At 71.0% G+C, this 15,908-nt stretch carries 12 protein-coding genes; 3 read left to right on the plus strand and 9 right to left on the minus strand.

Features of this window, described 5'->3' with window-relative positions; genetic code table 11:
- The first annotated feature begins 37 nt into the window (after positions 1 to 37).
- From JOD54_RS14660 to JOD54_RS14670, 3 genes are read left to right on the plus strand one after another with little or no spacing between them, the layout of a single operon-like run.
- Positions 38 to 337, plus strand: a complete 300-nt coding sequence (locus JOD54_RS14660; protein ID WP_204451069.1) for an MTH1187 family thiamine-binding protein — start codon at positions 38 to 40, stop codon at positions 335 to 337.
- 13 nt (positions 338 to 350) lie between these two features.
- Entirely contained in the window at positions 351 to 1,226 is an 876-nt protein-coding gene (locus JOD54_RS14665) for an SCO6745 family protein (protein WP_204451070.1), read from the plus strand.
- A gap of 44 nt (positions 1,227 to 1,270) precedes the next feature.
- Complete coding sequence (locus JOD54_RS14670; protein ID WP_204451071.1) at positions 1,271 to 2,239, plus strand: tetratricopeptide repeat protein; 969 nt, start codon at positions 1,271 to 1,273, stop codon at positions 2,237 to 2,239.
- 180 nt (positions 2,240 to 2,419) lie between these two features.
- On the opposite strand, the gene JOD54_RS14675 is transcribed toward JOD54_RS14670, so the two are convergent.
- The 9 genes from JOD54_RS14675 to JOD54_RS14715 all read right to left on the minus strand — a co-directional run bounded on the left by JOD54_RS14675 (position 2,420) and on the right by JOD54_RS14715 (position 15,858).
- Positions 2,420 to 3,898 (minus strand): neutral zinc metallopeptidase, encoded by a 1,479-nt coding sequence (locus JOD54_RS14675; RefSeq protein WP_239574564.1) that lies wholly within the window; start codon positions 3,896 to 3,898, stop codon positions 2,420 to 2,422.
- A 92-nt stretch (positions 3,899 to 3,990) separates the two neighbouring features.
- Positions 3,991 to 5,382: a neutral zinc metallopeptidase gene (locus tag JOD54_RS14680; protein ID WP_307860032.1), complete on the minus strand. Its 1,392-nt coding sequence runs from the start codon at positions 5,380 to 5,382 to the stop codon at positions 3,991 to 3,993.
- Between the two features lie 18 nt (positions 5,383 to 5,400).
- Positions 5,401 to 6,414, minus strand: a complete 1,014-nt coding sequence (locus tag JOD54_RS14685) for a ParA family protein (RefSeq protein WP_204451072.1) — start codon at positions 6,412 to 6,414, stop codon at positions 5,401 to 5,403.
- On the minus strand, positions 6,411 to 7,601 hold the full coding sequence (locus JOD54_RS14690; RefSeq protein ID WP_204451073.1) for an RNA/DNA-binding domain-containing protein: 1,191 nt from the start codon (positions 7,599 to 7,601) through the stop codon (positions 6,411 to 6,413). The genes JOD54_RS14685 and JOD54_RS14690 overlap by 4 nt, the downstream gene beginning before the upstream one ends.
- An 82-nt stretch (positions 7,602 to 7,683) precedes the next feature.
- Positions 7,684 to 9,867: a 1,4-alpha-glucan branching protein GlgB gene (gene glgB, locus JOD54_RS14695; protein WP_204456282.1), complete on the minus strand. Its 2,184-nt coding sequence runs from the start codon at positions 9,865 to 9,867 to the stop codon at positions 7,684 to 7,686.
- A gap of 9 nt (positions 9,868 to 9,876) precedes the next feature.
- Entirely contained in the window at positions 9,877 to 10,314 is a 438-nt protein-coding gene (locus JOD54_RS14700) for a CBS domain-containing protein (RefSeq protein WP_204451074.1), read from the minus strand.
- A 107-nt stretch (positions 10,315 to 10,421) separates the two neighbouring features.
- A complete protein-coding gene (locus JOD54_RS14705) occupies positions 10,422 to 11,768 on the minus strand; it encodes a maltokinase N-terminal cap-like domain-containing protein (protein WP_204451075.1) in 1,347 nt (448 codons plus the stop codon).
- Positions 11,765 to 13,564, minus strand: a complete 1,800-nt coding sequence (treS, locus tag JOD54_RS14710) for a maltose alpha-D-glucosyltransferase (RefSeq protein ID WP_204451076.1) — start codon at positions 13,562 to 13,564, stop codon at positions 11,765 to 11,767. The genes JOD54_RS14705 and treS overlap by 4 nt, the downstream gene beginning before the upstream one ends.
- 326 nt (positions 13,565 to 13,890) lie before the next feature.
- Entirely contained in the window at positions 13,891 to 15,858 is a 1,968-nt protein-coding gene (locus tag JOD54_RS14715) for an alpha-1,4-glucan--maltose-1-phosphate maltosyltransferase (RefSeq protein WP_204451077.1), read from the minus strand.
- Positions 15,859 to 15,908: the final 50 nt, after the last annotated feature.

Here is a 15,908-nt window from a genome sequence, read left to right on the forward strand (position 1 = left end):
CCCGGATAGTGTGCGCGGGGACCACCAAGGAGGCGCCATGCTCGTCGCGTTCAGCGTCAGCCCGCTCGGCGGGGAGTCCGAGGCGGTCGGCCCCGCCGTCGCCGCCGCGGTGCGGGTGGTCCGCGAGTCGGGCCTGCCGCACCAGCTCACCGCGATGTACACGATCGTCGAGGGGGAGTGGGACGAGGTGCTGGCCGTGGTCAAGCGGGCCACCGACGTGCTGCTCGCCGACTACCCGCGGGTGAGCCTGGTGCTCAAGGCCGACATCCGCCCCGGGCACACCGGTCAGCTCGCCGCGAAGGTCGAGCGGGTCGAGCAGTACCTGGCCGAGCACTAGAACTGGGAGAGCCGTGGACCCGCGCACGCTGTGGCAGTGCTTCGAGCCCTACCACGCCGTCACCTACTTCACCCCGGAGTCGATCGCCGAGACCGACGCGCTGGGCTGCAAGGGCCGGTGGATGGGCTACTTCGGGATGCGCGCCGCCCCGCTCGGCGCCGCGCCCGCGTGGCTGGTGACCAGCCTGTTCTACAACTTCCACCCGTCGCGGGTCGAGCGGGCGTTGCCCGAGGCGTGGTCGGTCGCCGCCCCGGCGGAGTTCCTCGCGGCCCGGCTGCGCGGTGTCGACGGCGCCCTGCGCCGGATGCTGGGCGACGACCTCGACGGTCCGGACGTGGCCGAGGCCGCGGACCTGGCCAGGGCGCTGCTGGAGTGGATCCCGACCGCGGGTCGCGCGTTGGGGGCCGCCAACGCCGCCCTGCCGCTGCCCGAGCGGCCGCACCTCGCGCTGTGGCAGGTCTGCACCGCGCTGCGCGAGTCCAGGGGGGACGGACACGTGGCCGCGTTGGTGACCGCCGGGCTCGACCCGATCGAGGCGCTCGTCGCGTTCGCCGCCGACCGTGGACTCACCGACGAGTACATGAAGACGGCCCGCAACGTGCCCGTCGAGGAGTGGACCGCCGCCGAGGAACGGCTGCTGGCGCGCGACATGCTCGCCGCGCCCGGGGTGCTGACCGAGTCGGGTGCGGGGCTGCGCGAGCTGGTCGAGGACCTCACCGACGACGCCGCCGCGGCGCCGTGGCAGCAGCTGGGGGAGCAGGGCACGGCCCGCTTCGTCGAGCTGCTCGCGCCGCTGTCGCTGCGCATCACCAGGCAGAACGGCGCGATGCGGGTCAACCCGATGGGACTGGCACCGGAGGGTCTGCTCGCCGAGCTCGCCCGGGGGTGACCGGCGGGCGGACGCCGTCGCGGAGCTCATGCCAGGATGTCAAGGTGACCAGGCCAGATCCACGCCAGACCGCCGCGCTGTCGGCCGCCCTGTCCAGGGCCGTAGACCTGTCCGCCATCAAGGCCCGCGCGGACGCCGCGAACACGCCCCAACCCGCCCCCGGGCGGCCGCCGAGCGCCCAGCCGGGTGCCGCCGCGTCCGTCGTCGACGTCACCGAGGCCAACTTCGAGGCCGAGGTCGTCGAGCGCTCCACCCAGGTGCCGGTCGTCGTGGCCCTGGTCGCGGGCTGGTCGGCGCAGTCGACGCAGCTGCTGACCACCCTGGAGAAGCTCGCCGCCGAGGACAACGGCTCCTGGCAGCTGGCCAGGGTGGACGTCGAGACCAGCCCCCGGGTCGCCCAGCTCTTCGGCGTCCAAGCCGTGCCGATGGTCATCGCCATCGCCGCCCGCCAGCCCGTGGACGCCTTCAACGACGTCCCGCCGCCGGACCGGGTCCGCCAGTGGATCGACTCCATCCTCGACGCCCTGCGCGACCGGCTCCCCGGCATCCGCGCCGCCGAGGCCGCCGCCCCGGCCGCGGCCGAGGACACCGCCCCCGAGCCGGAGGACGAGCGCTTCGTCGCCGCCGAGACCGCCCTCAACCTGGGCGACTTCGCGGGCGCCGAGGTCGCCTACCAGTCGATCCTGGACGCGGAGCCGGGCAACACCGAGGCCCGCGCGGCGCTCGCCCAGGTCACGTTCCTGGCCAGGGCCCAGGCCACGGACCCCTCGGTGATCGTCCGCGCCGACATCTCCCCGGACGACGTGGACGCGCAGATGTCCGCGGCGGACCTGGAGCTGGCGGGCCAGCAGGTCGAGCAGGCCTTCACCCGCCTCATCAACGCCGTCCGCCGCAGCGCAGGCCCCGACCGCGACAAGGCCCGCACCCACCTGGTGTCCCTATTCGACCTCTTCGCCCCGGACGACCCACGCGTCGTGAAGGCCCGGCGCGACCTGGCCAGCGCCCTGTTCTAGACCACCGTGTTGCCGTGGCCGCGTGGAGTCCCTCCGCGCGGCCATTTCTTTGCCCTGTCGTCAGCGTTGAAGATCAACTGAAGTGAGCGCCCCCGATGTCCAGGCTATCGGGGACACCGGGGGAGCGGGGGGTGGCGAGTGGCCCCTGTGGACAGTTGGGGGCGTTGTGGATGGCTGGGCTCAGCTGAATTGGTTGGCGCAGCCCTTGTCGCCCTCGAAGTAGCCGATGCGGAAGGCCTCGACCCTGGCGAAGCCGGAGGGCACCTGCTTGCCAGCCACGTCCGCGGCGATCAAGCTGTTGTCCTGCAACAGTTCCGCCACGGCCTCGTCCAGGTCGCCGACGGCCAGGCGCAGTTTGCTCTCGTTCGCCCCGCCCTCCAGGTCGGTGAACTTGGCCCAGGCGCCCGTCAGGCACGCCGTCCGCAGGCCGGTCTTGTCGCCCTCCAGGGGTGCGCCGACCGACTTTTGGATCGACAGGGTGTACCGCGACGCGATCTCGGCGAAGGCGGCGAAGTCGCCGATCCCGGCCCCGGACACGCCGGGCTCCTGCCCGCGCTTGGGCGGCGTGGCGATCTTCTCCATCGCGTCCGGGTCGATGGCCACCACGTTCTCGTCCGCGCAGTAGGACACCGGCGGGGTGGACTGGCCCTTCTTGCAGTCGGCGCCGTCGTAGGTGATGGCGGGCGGGTTCGCGCCGGTGCGGCGGAACGCCTCGTCGAGGCTGGCCTTGAGCAGGTCCTGGACCTTCTTGTTGTCGAACTCCACGTCGCCGTTGCGGGAGTTCTCCATCTCCGTCTCGCCGCGCTCCTTCTCGGCGATGCGGGTGTTGATCTCGTCCTGGTTCATCCGCGCGCACCGCGTCGGGCCCTCGGAGAACCCGGCCTGGAAGGCGAACACCCGGTCGAAGGCCAGGCCGTGCGCGCCCTGCTTGCTCGCCGAGAGCCCGGCGGGGTCGCGGATGAAGAACATCGTCGCCAGCACGTGGTTGAGGCCCTTGCCGGTGTTGACGTCGAAGTGCTTGGCCTTGCCCTCGGCCACCCAGCGGAAGAAGCCGCCCGCGTAGCAGTCGGCCTGCTGCTCCTTGATGATCGTCGGCGTCGCCTGGCTGATGTTGCTCTTGGTGCCCAGGCGGAACTGCACGGCGTGGCCCATCTCGTGGGCGAGCACCGCCACCACCGACATCGGCCCGAACTGCTTGTTGAGCATCGGCAGCAGCACGCCCCTGTCCCAGGCCACGCTGTCGTCTGCGTTGCAGTAGAAGGCGTTCACCAGGTCCGCGGTGCTCTGGCCACACAGCTTGATGGCCTTGCCCTTGGAGTCGTAGGACGCCAGCCGCTTGATCGGTTCGAACTTCTGGCCGTCGAAGTCGGCGGGCATCCGCTCGGACCAGTAGTCGTAGATGTCCGACAGCGCGTTGACCGCCAGCCGGTCCATCTCGCCGCCGTCGGCGTTCTCCACCGCCAGGGTCGCGTCCGCGACGCCCTTCTTGGGACCGGTCGGGCCGTCGTTGTTGACCGGGATCCCGGCCGCCGTGCCCGCGTCGATGTCGCCGACCCCGCGGGGTCTGCCCTCGATCGGCTGCCCGGCGCACCCGCCGAGCTGCACGAGAAGTACCGCCGCCACCGCCAAGGCAGCCGCGACCCGCGCCCGCGCACCCAGAACCCGCACCGCAACCCCTACCCAGCCGTCGTTCCCGATCTCCGGGAGAGGGTAGCCCGCGACCACCGCGCCACGGGTGGGTTCGCGCTAAGTCACGAAAGGCCGCATTGTTGAACACCCTCCGTGAACCCCTGGCGGAATGCGCGGACCCGGTCGAAGCCCGCGACCGGCGCGGCCCCCTTGATGTCGCGGGCGGCGTAGTCGTAGTCCAGCAGCACCTGCACGGCCTCGTCGAGATCACCGGGCGAGAGCCGCCGGGACACGAACAGCGCTCGGGTGAACAGCCCCGACAGGCACACCGCGGACCGCTGCGTGTCCGCGCCCTCCAGCGGCTTGCCCGCCGCCGCGAGCGCGGCGAGGGCGTAGCGGCTGGCGATCAGCGTGCCGGTCGCGTAGTCACCGATGTCGGCGTGCAGCTCCGGCAGCTCCTTGCGCACGTCGATGCGCACCGTCTTGTCGCCGGGGCAGTACGCGACCGGGCCCTGCTTGCCGTTCTCGCAGTCGGGGGCGCCCTGCGACTCGACCACCTTGGGCGCGGTCCACTGCTTGCCGACCGTGGGCAGCAGCTCCCCGTAGAACGGGTCCAGGGTCAGCGTGATCGACTCGACGATGTCGGCGAAGGTCAGGTTGCCGCCGCGCTCCTGGTCACCGGCGTCGAGGAAGCCGCTCAGGGTGAACACCCGGTTGTCGACGGTCATCTTCGAGCACGTCTGGGCGCCCTGCTCGTAGCCGTCCTGGAACGCCGACACCCGGTCGAAGGCGTCCCCGTGCGCGCCCCGGTCCTGCGCCTCGGTGCCGATCGGGTCGCGGAAGCTGATCAGCGACTCCAGCGCCTGGTCCAGCCGCTCCTTGGCGATCGTCAGGTGCTCGGCCTTGCCGTCGGCCACCCACCGCACGAACGACCCGGCGTAGCAGTCGGCCATCGCCTCGATCAGGATCGTCGGGTACCGGCTCGGGTCGGCCTTGCGCTCGGCGGCGCCGCTGCCGGTGCGGTCCTGCACCGCGTGGCCCATCTCGTGCGCCAGCACCAGCATCACCGCCGCCTCGCCGAAGCGGTCCCGCAGCACCGGCAGCAGCGCCGCCCTGTCCCACGCGATGATGTCGGCGTCCGGGCAGTAGAACGCGTTGCCCTCCACGTCGGTCGGCTTGTTCGCGCACGGCGGCGCCTTGCTCTGCGCGTCGGCGGTGTCCACCGAGTAGAACCCGCCCTTGAGCGGCTCGTACGCCTTCTGGAACACCACCGGGAACGTCTGCGCCCAGTACGCCTGCACGTCGGTGACCACCGTGGCCGCCAACCGGTCGATCTCCCCGCCGTCGGTGTTGCGCACGAACCCCGGGTCGACCCCGGTGCCCTCCTCGCCCTTGGACACGACCCCCTGGCTGACCGCCTGCCCTGGGACGGTCGTGGTGCAGGCCAGCAGCGCGAACACCGCCATCAAGGCGGGCAGCAGCCGCACAAGATCCCGTCCGTTACGCGTGCGCACGCCCACCAGTCTGCCTGCTCAGGTGCTGCGGGGTTCGACGGCTTCGGAGATCCGTTCCATGATGCGTTCGGCCATTACCGCGAAGTCGCCGTGCGCGTCCCGAGCCGCTTGGAGGTGACCGCCGTAGGCGCCGTCGGCGTGGCTCAGGAAGAAGATCGGCTTGCGTGCCTCCTGCGCCAGCGGGACCAGACTCCGGTAGTGCTTGAGCTGCCCCAGGCAGAAGGGGTCCGCGTCGATGGCGGGCGCGGGCGAGTGGTCCTGGGAGCCGAGCACCGAGGTCCGGAAGACGTCCGGGATCTGCTGGATCCAGCGCTGGTACGCCTTGACCGGTCGGTTGAGGCGGACGCCGTGCTGGAGGACGACGTAGCCGAGCGCGTCCATCCTGCCCTGCGGCAACGCGATACGCCCTGGTAGATCGATCGCCAGGCGTTGGCGCCAGCCGGTGCGCCACTTCTGCAGGGCGGGACCGAGGTTGCGCAGCCCCTGCATGCTGAACAGGTCGGGGGCGACCGGGATCACGACGAAGTCCGACGCCACCAGCGCGGCCCGGTTGATCGCGCCGAGACTCGGTCCGACGTCGACCAGGACGTACTCCGCCGCGTGCTGGCTCGCCGCGCTCTGCAGGACCGACCAGAACGCGGAGATGATCCGGAACGCCCGCGGATCGCCGTCGAGGCATTTGGGCCAGCTCGCGCTCAGGTCGTCCTCGAACGCGGATAGCTCCAGGTCGCCCGCGAGCAGGGCGAGCCGGTCGTCCCCGGTCGTGGTGAGGGTGCTCGACCCGAGTCCGCCCTCGCCCTCCTGGAACGGCCGGATCGTCCCCCACACGGTGCGCCCCGGTCCGGCGCCTGACCACAGCCGCTCGATCTCCTCCTCGGTGAGGAACGCGGTGGTGAGGTTGGCCTGCGGGTCGAGGTCGGCGACCACGACCCGGTGGCCGAGGTCGGCCAGCATCCACGCGATGTGGTAGACCAAAGAGGTCTTCCCGACGCCGCCCTTGTTGTTGAAGAACGTGATCACCGGCGCGCTCATGATCTGCTCCTGATGGTCACCGCGACGTGCGATTCCGTCGGCTCGAACTCGGGTGGTGGGTTCCCGTTGTCGGCGAGCCCCTTGCGGGTGATCGGGATCCCCGCGCCGAAGCGCTGCACGTAGCCCAGGCCGTGCATCATCTCGGCCAGCGTGGGGTTGCGGTAGTCGGTGATGCCGCTGCCGAAGCTCGCGGTGGTCACGACCCCGAACGGTCCACCAGGGCTGACGACCTCGATCCGGTCGAGGTACCAGGTGAGTCGGACGGGCGAATTGGTGTGCTCATACGTCCGGTGCATGACCGCGTTGCGGACGACCTGTTGGAGCGCGGCGACGGGGTAGTCGGGCGTCTTGGACTCCAGCGGTCCACCGGTGATGTCGACCGCCACCCTGATGTTGATCCTGAGCAGCTCGTCGAGCGTGCGCAGCAGCGCCGGGAGCGGTCCGTCGAGGCGTTTCTCGTCGACGATCGGGTCCGCGAGGCTGTCCCCGGCGACCCTGAGGAACTGGATGTAGGCACCTGGTAGGAAGCGGAGGGGGTCCTTGCCCACGGTCAGCAAGCCCGCCGTCGTCGGAATGCCGTCGGCAGTGGTCAGTCGAAGTGCCGCCAATCGCTGTTCGGTGGAGCGGCCGTTCGCCGCCAGCACCGCGGCGGGCACCAAGGATGGGACGAGGGTGTCGCTGAACAGTCCGCGATCGAGGTCAGCCAGCGTGGCTTCCTGCTGTGGGCGGGCGTCGAACGGCAGGTCGAGCGAGCGGCGACGTTCGTTGAGCCTGCGCTCGTCGTCCCCGTTGGCCAGGCCCCTGCGGGGGCCGACCCTGACCCAGATCTGGCCCTTGTACCGGACCGGCGGGGTGTTGCTCGGCTGGACCTCCACCACCGCGAGTTCCTGACCGTGCAGCACCACTTTCCGCACGGTCATCGACGGCGGGGGGAGGAGGTTGCCCTGGTCCCGGTGCGCGGCGAGGTTCTGCAAGAGCTGGTCGGTGATCGCCAGTCCTGCGGGTCTTCCGTCGTCCTTGACCCCCAAGAACAGCACTCCGGGCAACCGGTGGTCTGGCAGGTCGTTGGCGAACGCGCAGATCGCCTGGCCGATCTTGTCCGCGGCCTGGGCGGACTCCTTGCGTTCCACTCGATCCGACTCCATGTCGGCGAGCAGGTCCTCAAGCTCCGGATCGGACAGCGGCATGACGCGATCCTACGGTCAGCACTTGCACAAACTTGCCGCAACTTGCCGCTTTCTTCCACACCGACCAAGCCGGGCAGCCGTGTCAGACCACCGGCACGTCGGGGTCGTCCTCGGGGGATTCGTCGTCGGGGACCAGCCAGACGACGCCCTGTGGGGGGAGTTGCAGGACGAGGGAGGCGGGCCTGCCGTGCCAGGGGTCGGGGGTGGCGGTGGTGCCGCCGAGGTTGCCGACGCCGGAGCCGCCGTAGGGCTGGGCGTCGGTGTTGACGATCTCGCGCCAGGTGCCGGGGTGGGGGACGCCGACCCGGTAGTCGTGGTGGGGGGAGCCGGAGAAGTTGGCCACGCACAGCAGTTGGGTGTCGCCGCCTTGGCGCAGGAAGCTGAGCACGTTGCCCGCCGAGTCGTTGGCGTCGACCCAGGAGAAGCCCTCGGGGCGGGAGTCGTCCAGGTACAGGGCGGGGTGGTCGCGGTAGGCGGCGTTGAGGTCGCGCACCAGCGACCGGACGCCCCGGTGCAGCGGCTGGTCGGTGAGGTCCCAGTCCAGCGAGCGCGACTCCGACCACTCCTGCCGCTGGCCGAACTCCTGGCCCATGAACAGCAGTTGCTTGCCCGGGTGCGCCCACATGAACGCCAGCAGCGCCCGCAGCCCAGCCGCCTTGTTCCAGTCGTCGCCGGGCATCCGGGTCCACAGCGAGCCCTTGCCGTGCACCACCTCGTCGTGCGACAGCGGCAGCATGAAGTTCTCACTCCACGCGTACACCAGCGCAAAGGTGATCTCGTTGTGGTGATACGTGCGGTGCACCGGGTCGTGGCCGATGTAGCTGAGCGTGTCGTGCATCCAGCCCATGTTCCACTTGAAGCCGAACCCCAGCCCGCCCAGGTGAGTCGGCCTGGTCACCCCGGGCCACGCGGTGGACTCCTCGGCGACCATCACCGTGCCGGGGTGGTGCTTGTAGACGGTGGCGTTGAGCTCCTGCAGGAACCGCACCGCGTCCAGGTTCTCCCGTCCGCCGTGCTCGTTGGGCAGCCACTCGCCGTCGTTGCGCGAGTAGTCCAGGTACAGCATCGAGGCCACCGCGTCGACCCGCAGGCCGTCGACGTGGAACTCCTCGATCCAGTACAGGGCGTTGGCGACCAGGAAGTTGCGCACCTCGTTGCGGCCGAAGTCGAACACCAGGGTGCCCCAGTCCGGCTGCTCGCCCCGGCGCGGGTCGCCGTGCTCGTAGAGCGGGCTGCCGTCGAAGCGGGCCAGCGCCCAGGAGTCGCGCGGGAAGTGCGCGGGCACCCAGTCCATGATCACGCCGATGCCGCGCGCGTGCAGCGCGTCGACAAAACCGCGGAACTCGTCCGGGGTGCCGAACCGCGCGGTCGGCGCGTAGTACGAGGTGACCTGGTAGCCCCACGACCCGCCGAACGGGTGCTCGGCCACCGGCAGCAGCTCCACGTGCGTGAAGTTGTGCTCGACCAGGTAGTCGCCCAGCTCGGTGGCCAGTTCCCGGTACCCGAGGCCCTGGCGCCACGAGCCGAGGTGCACCTCGTAGACGCTCATCGGCGCCGCGCTCCACGAGGTGGCGTCCCGGCGGACCAGCCACTCGGCGTCGGCCCACTGGTACTCCGAAGTGGACACCACCGACGCCGTCGCGGGCGGGATCTCGGTGGCGAAGGCCATCGGGTCGGCCTTCTCGTGCCAGGACCCGTCCGCGCCGTGGATGCGGAACTTGTACCGCGTCCCCGGGGTCACCCCCGGCAGGAAGACCTCCCACACCCCGGACGAGCCGAGCGACCGCATCGGGTTCGCCCTGCCGTCCCAGCCGTCGAAGTCGCCGCACACCCGCACCCCGCGCGCGGTCGGCGCCCACACCGCGAACGAGGTCCCCTCGACCACGCCGACCGGGGTCTCGAAGGACCGCACGTGCGCGCCCAGGACCTCCCACAACCGCTCGTGGCGGCCCTCGGCGAACAGGTGCAGGTCCAGCTCACCCAGCGTCGGCAGCCACCGGTACGGGTCCTGCACCAGCTCCGGGCCCGCGCCGTAGTCCACCTCCAGCAGGTACTCCACGGGCGCGGTGGCCAGGTCGGCGGCGAACACGCTGTCGCCGACCTCGTCCATCTCGTGCCGCTGGTCGCCGACGATCACCGCGACCGACTTGGCGTTGGGGCGCAGTGCCCGCACCACCGCCCCGCCGCCGCGCGTGGGGTGCGCCCCCAGCAGCGAGTGCGGGTCGTGGTGCGCGCCTGCGATGAGCCGCTCGATCTCGTCAACCAGCAAGAGGAATCAACCCTGGGATATGTAGGACTGGAGCTGGTCGCGGTCGGCTTCCAGCTGGCTTATGTGGCTCTTGACGACGTCACCGATGCTGACGATGCCCGCCAGCGCGCCGTCCTCGATCACCGGCAGGTGCCGGATCCTGCGCTCGGTCATGGTGGCGGCCAGGCTGTCCACGCTGTCGGTGGGCGCGCAGGTGCTCACCTCGGTGGTCATGATGTCGGCCACGGTGGCGTTGAACAGCTCGCCACCGCGGGTCGCCAGCCCGCGTACAACGTCCCGTTCGGACACGATGCCGACCACCCGGTCCCCGTCGAGCACCACCAGGGCGCCCACGTTGTGCCGGTGCAGCTCGGCTATCAGGCCCTCGACAGTGGTACCCGGGTCGACCGTCGCCACGACGGCCCCGTCGGCACCCTTGCCCCGCAACACATCCGCGATCCGCATGTCGCCACACCCCGATCCTGAACCGGCGGCACCCCGAGAGCGGGTATTGTCGATCAGGCTAACCATCTTCTGGGTTACCCGAAACTCGTGCTGCCTAAAAGTCGTAGTCAGCCCACCCGCGCGACGCGGTCGATGGCGGCCAGCGGGATCGGCACCCAGTCCGGCCGGTTGCGGTGCTCGTAGCCCACCTCGTAGACCGCCTTGTCCAGCTCGAAAGCCCGCAGCAGCACCGGATCCGCGCGCGGGTCGGCACCGGCGGTGGCGTACCCGTCGCAGAACGCCGCGCGGTTGCGGTCGGCCCACTCCGCGGCCCGGGTGAGCCGCTGGTTGTCGGGTTCCTCGCCCGCCAACAGGTGTAGCGCCGCGTAGTCGAAAGAGCGCAGCATCCCGGCGACGTCCCGCAAGGGGGACCGCGTACGGTTGCGCTCCGCCACCGGCGCGTCCGGTTCGCCCTCGAAATCGATGAGCACCCACCCGGTGGTCGTGCGCAGCACCTGACCCAGGTGCAGGTCGCCGTGCACCTGCTGGACCTGGGTACCCGGCAGCCCGCGCACCGCGTCGAACGCCGCCCGCAGCACCCCTTCCCGCTCGGCCAGCGCGGGCACCCGCGCCAGCGCCGCGTCCAGCCGCGCGTGCATCTCGTCGGCGCCCGCAGCCATCTCCGCGGGCCCCACGGTGTCCACGTCCAGCGCGGCGGCCAGGTCGGCGTGCACCGCGGCGACCGCGGCGCCCAACCGGTGGGCCTCACCGGCGAAGTCGCCGCCGACCTCGCCCGCGTGCAGGTCCGCCTCGGCCAGCAGGTCGCGCACCGACGCGGTCGCGGTCGCCCAGCCCTCCGCGGCGTCGCCGAGGTACCGCTGGGCGAACCCGAGCACCGTGCCCTCGGCCCGCACCACCGCCACCGGCTCGGCCACCTGTGCACTGCCCGCGCGGACCAGCGCCCGGTGCAGTTCCACGTCGCGGTTGGGGCCGGGAGCGGGCCGCCTATAGAGCTTGAGGATGTAGTGCTCGCCGAACACGATCGAGGTGTTCGACTGCTCCACCCCGACCGGCCGCGCCCGCAGCCCGGTCTGGACCTCCACCCCCGGCTCCGGCAGCCAGTCGAGGCCACCGGCCGCCGAGTGCTCGGCGAACAGCTCCAGCAGCCCGCCCATCAGCTCCGCGTCGTGCGTCGCGTCGTAGGCGTACGAGCCGTCGGCCAACCTGCCCACCACCGACGAGCGCAGGTGGTCGGGGACCTCGTCGGTCAGCCCGAGCAGCAGCTGGTAGCGCTCGTCGTCGGCGTCGAGCAGCACGTGCAGCAGCGCCGGGTCGCCGTCGACCAGCAGCGCGGCCCGCTCCACCCGCACACTCGCCACGTCCCGCCCCTTGGCCGCGAACCAGCGCTGACCGGGCAACCAGCCGGGCAGGTCGGCGGCGAGGGAGGTGACCGCGGGCAGGGGTCGGGTGGTCACTGGGGTTCGCCCTCCTCGAGCGGTCGGGTGATCTGGAACCAGTAGAAGCCGTGCCCCGGCAGGGTCAGCAGGTACGGCAGCTCCCCGACCGCGGGGAACCGCACCCCGCCGGTCAGCTCCACCGGGATGCACCCGTCGTAGTCCGACAGGTGCAGTTCCACCGGTTGGGGGAACCGGGACAGGTTGTTCACGCAGATCACGACGTCGTCGCCGTGCGTGCGCAGGTACGCCAGCACGCTCGGGTTCGACGAGCCGAGCTCGGTGAAGTCGCCGAGGCCGAACGCCGGGTGCTCGGTGCGCACCTGCAGCATCCGCCTGGTCCAGTGCAGCAGCGACGAGGTGTTGTTCATGTGCGCCTCGACGTTGACCGCCTGGAAGCCGTACACCGGGTCGGCGATCGCGGGCAGGTACAGCCGACCGGGGTCGCAGCGGGAGAAGCCCGCGTTGCGGTCGGGCGACCACTGCATCGGGGTGCGCACCGCGTCGCGGTCACCGAGCCAGATGTTGTCGCCCATGCCGATCTCGTCGCCGTAGTAGAGCACCGGCGAGCCCGGCAGGCTCAGCAGCATCGCGGTGAACAGCTCCTGCTGGTTGCGGTCGTTGTCCAGCAGCGGGGCCAGCCGCCTGCGGATGCCGATGTTGGCCTTCATCCGCGGGTCCTTGGCGTACTCCGCGTACATGTAGTCGCGTTCCTCGTCGGTGACCATCTCGAGGGTCAGCTCGTCGTGGTTGCGCAGGAAGATCCCCCACTGGGCGCCAGCGGGGATCGACGGGGTCTGGGCCAGGATCTCCGAGATCGGGAACCGCGACTCCCGGCGCACGGCCATGAAGATGCGCGGCATCAGCGGGAAGTGGAACGCCATGTGGCACTCGTCGCCGCCGATGCCCGCGTCGCCGAAGTACTCGACCACGTCGGCTGGCCACTGGTTCGCCTCGGCCAGCAGCACCCGGCCGGGGAACTCGTCGTCGACCACCTTGCGGCAGCGCTTGAGGAACTCGTGCGTGCGCGGCAGGTTCTCGCAGTTGGTGCCCTCCTCCTCGAACAGGTAGGGCACCGCGTCGAGCCGGAAGCCGTCGATGCCGATGTCGAGCCAGAACCGCAGCACGTCGAGCATCGCGTCCTGCACGGCCGGGTTCTCGTAGTTGAGGTCGGGCTGGTGGGAGAAGAACCGGTGCCAGTAGAACTGGCCGCGCACCGGGTCGTAGGTCCAGTTCGAGGTCTCGGTGTCGACGAAGATGATCCGCGCGTCGGCGTAGGCCTCGTCGGTGTCGGACCACACGTAGTAGTCGCCGTAGGGGCCGTCCGGGTGCTGGCGCGACTCCTGGAACCACGGGTGCGCGTCGGAGGTGTGGTTGAGCACCAGGTCGGTGATCACCCGGATGCCGCGCTTGTGCGCCTGGTCGAGCAGGTAGCTGAAGTCGTCGACGGTGCCGAACTCGGGCAGCACCGCGCGGAAGTCGCTGATGTCGTAGCCGCCATCGCGCAACGGCGAGGCGTAGAACGGCGGCAGCCACAGGCAATCGATGCCCAGCCACTGCAGGTAGTCCAGCTTGTCGGCCAGCCCGCGCAGGTCCCCGGTGCCGTTGCCGTCGGAGTCGTTGAACGCCCTGACCAGCACCTCGTAGAAGACCGCGCTCTTGTACCACTGCGCCTGCGGCGGTGCCGAGCGCGCGTGGTGGAAGTCCTCCGCCTGCGGCTCGGTGAGGTGACCGTCCGCGGTCACCGCCTCGCCGGTGTGCGGGATGCCCGCGAGCCCCAGCGCCGCGTCGGGCGCGGTGGTGTCCTGAACCGTCATGCCTGTCGCCCTCGCCCCATGTCTCGGCCGTGTGCCAGCGTCGTCGATCCCGGCGGTCGCCTCCAGGGGGGCGGATCAGCCGGTCCGCAATGCGTACCACGTTTCCGCCGCGACGACCGCGCACCGCACACGCCCACTCACCCCCGACCGTCCGAAGTGGTCATTGCGGGTGGGGTGGTCCACCCGGGCGGGGGAGACAGCTGCCGCCGTTGACGGGAGTACCCCCGCTGGCGGTGATCCATGCGGACCGGTGATCACGATCTCAGTGGGCGGACGCCGGGACCGCTCGGCGGGCGTTCACCGAGCGGTCCCGGCGCACCGGCCGGTCACCGTCGGATGTGGACGATGTGCGCGACGCTGGCCCACGGGTCCAGCCGCACGTAGTTCGCCTGGCCCCAGCGCCAGGTCTGGCCGGTGACCTCGTCATACGCGTTGTGCGCCGCGTCCGGGTCGAGCCCCAGCGCGGCGAGGTCGAGCCACAGCGTGCCCTCCTGCGGCGCCCTCGGGTCCAGGGTCACCACCACGACCACGGTGTCCCCGGTGGCCGGGTCGGTCTTGGAGTAGGCGATCAGCGCGTCGTTGTCCACGTGGTGGAACCGCAGCGTCCGCAGCTGCTGCAGCGCCGGGTGCGCCCGGCGGATCGCGTTGAGCCGGGTGATCCACGGCTGCAGCGACCGGCCCTCGGCCAGCGCGCCCGCGAAGTCGCGCGGCCGCAGCTGGTACTTCTCCGAGTCCAGGTACTCCTCGCTGCCCTCGCGCACCGGCTGGTGCTCGTAGAGCTCGTACCCGGCGTACACCCCCCACGTCGGCGCCAGCGTCGCGGCCAGCGCGGCCCGGATCGCGAACATCGCCGGGCCGCCCACCTGCAGCGACTCGTGCAGGATGTCCGGGGTGTTGACGAACAGGTTCGGCCGCGCCTCGTCGGCGTGCGCGACCAGTTCGGTGCCGAACTCGACCAGCTCCTGCTTGCCGGTGCGCCAGGTGAAGTAGGTGTAGGACTGGGTGAACCCGAGCTTGGCCAGCCCGTAGAGCCGCGCCGGTCGGGTGAACGCCTCGGACAGGAACAGCACGTCCGGGGCGACCGCCTTGACCTGGCGGATCAGCCACTCCCAGAAGTCCGGCGGCTTGGTGTGCGGGTTGTCCACCCGGAACACCCGCACCCCCTGCTCGGCCCACATCAGCACCACCCGCAGCACCTCCGCGTAGAGGCCCTCCGGGTCGTTGTCGAAGTTGACCGGGTAGATGTCCTGGTACTTCTTCGGCGGGTTTTCTGCGTAGGCGATCGTGCCGTCCGGGCGGGTGGTGAACCAGTCCGGGTGCTTGATCACCCACGGGTGGTCGGGCGCGCACTGCAGCGCGAAGTCCAGCGCGACCTCCAGGTCCAGCTCGCGCGCCCTGGCCACGAACGCCCGGAAGTCCTCGAAGGTGCCTAGCTGCGGGTGGATCGCGTCGTGCCCGCCGTCGGCCGAACCGATCGCCCAGGTCGACCCCACGTCACCGGGCTTGGCCACCACGGAGTTGTTGGGGCCCTTGCGGTTCTCTTCACCGATCGGGTGAATCGGGGGGAGGTAGACGATGTCGAAGCCCATCGCGGCGACCCGGTCGAGCTCCTTGGCCGCGGTCGTGAACGTGCCGTGCACCGGCTTGCCCTCGGTGTCGAGCCCACCGGTCGAGCGCGGGAAGAACTCGTACCAGGAGCCGTAGAGCGCGACCTTGCGGTCCACCCACAGCTGCAGCGGCTTGCCCTTGGTCACCAGTTCGCGCACCGGGTGCTGGTGCATCACCCGCCTGGTGGATTCCGCCAGCGCCTCGGCGATGCGCGCGGGCAGCGGCATCGACTCGTCGCGCAGCGCCCGCGCCGCCGACACCAGCAGTTTGCGGTCACCGCCGCGGTCGGGCCTGCGGCCGACGCGCTCCAGCAGCCGGGCGCCGACCTCCAGGTCGTTGGCCAGTTCCTCGGGCTGCTGCCCGGCGGCCACCTTCACCTCGACCGCGTGCACCCAGGTCGCCCACGGGTCGCTCCAGGCGTCCACCCGGAAGGTCCACAACCCCTCGGTGTCCGGGACGATGTCGGCGACCCACCGGTCGGGTTCCAGGCCGTCCGGGCGCATGCGCGTCCGGCGCGCCTTGCCGTCCTCGGGGCCCCGCCAGCTGATCGTCGCCGCGACCGCGTCGTGGCCCTCGCGCCACACCGTCGCCCGCACCGGGATGTGTTCGCCCACAACGGCTTTGCCGGGGTACCGGCCACAGGACACGAGGGGGGACACGTCATCGATGCCAAGCCGACCGCTCACCGGTCAGGCTCCTCTCCGTCGGGTGCTTGCCCCCCAGTCTGCCGTGCGCG

This window comes from Actinokineospora baliensis (genome assembly GCF_016907695.1).
Classification (GTDB): domain Bacteria; phylum Actinomycetota; class Actinomycetes; order Mycobacteriales; family Pseudonocardiaceae; genus Actinokineospora; species Actinokineospora baliensis.

Coding starts and splice junctions, on each gene's coding strand:
- JOD54_RS14660 (WP_204451069.1), top strand. CDS start 38: ATGCTCGTCGCGTTCAGCGTCAGCCCGCTCGGCGGGGAGTCCGAGGCG.
- JOD54_RS14685 (WP_204451072.1), bottom strand. CDS start 6,414: ATGAGCGCGCCGGTGATCACGTTCTTCAACAACAAGGGCGGCGTCGGG.
- JOD54_RS14690 (WP_204451073.1), bottom strand. CDS start 7,601: ATGCCGCTGTCCGATCCGGAGCTTGAGGACCTGCTCGCCGACATGGAG.
- JOD54_RS14700 (WP_204451074.1), bottom strand. CDS start 10,314: ATGCGGATCGCGGATGTGTTGCGGGGCAAGGGTGCCGACGGGGCCGTC.
- treS (WP_204451076.1), bottom strand. CDS start 13,564: ATGACGGTTCAGGACACCACCGCGCCCGACGCGGCGCTGGGGCTCGCG.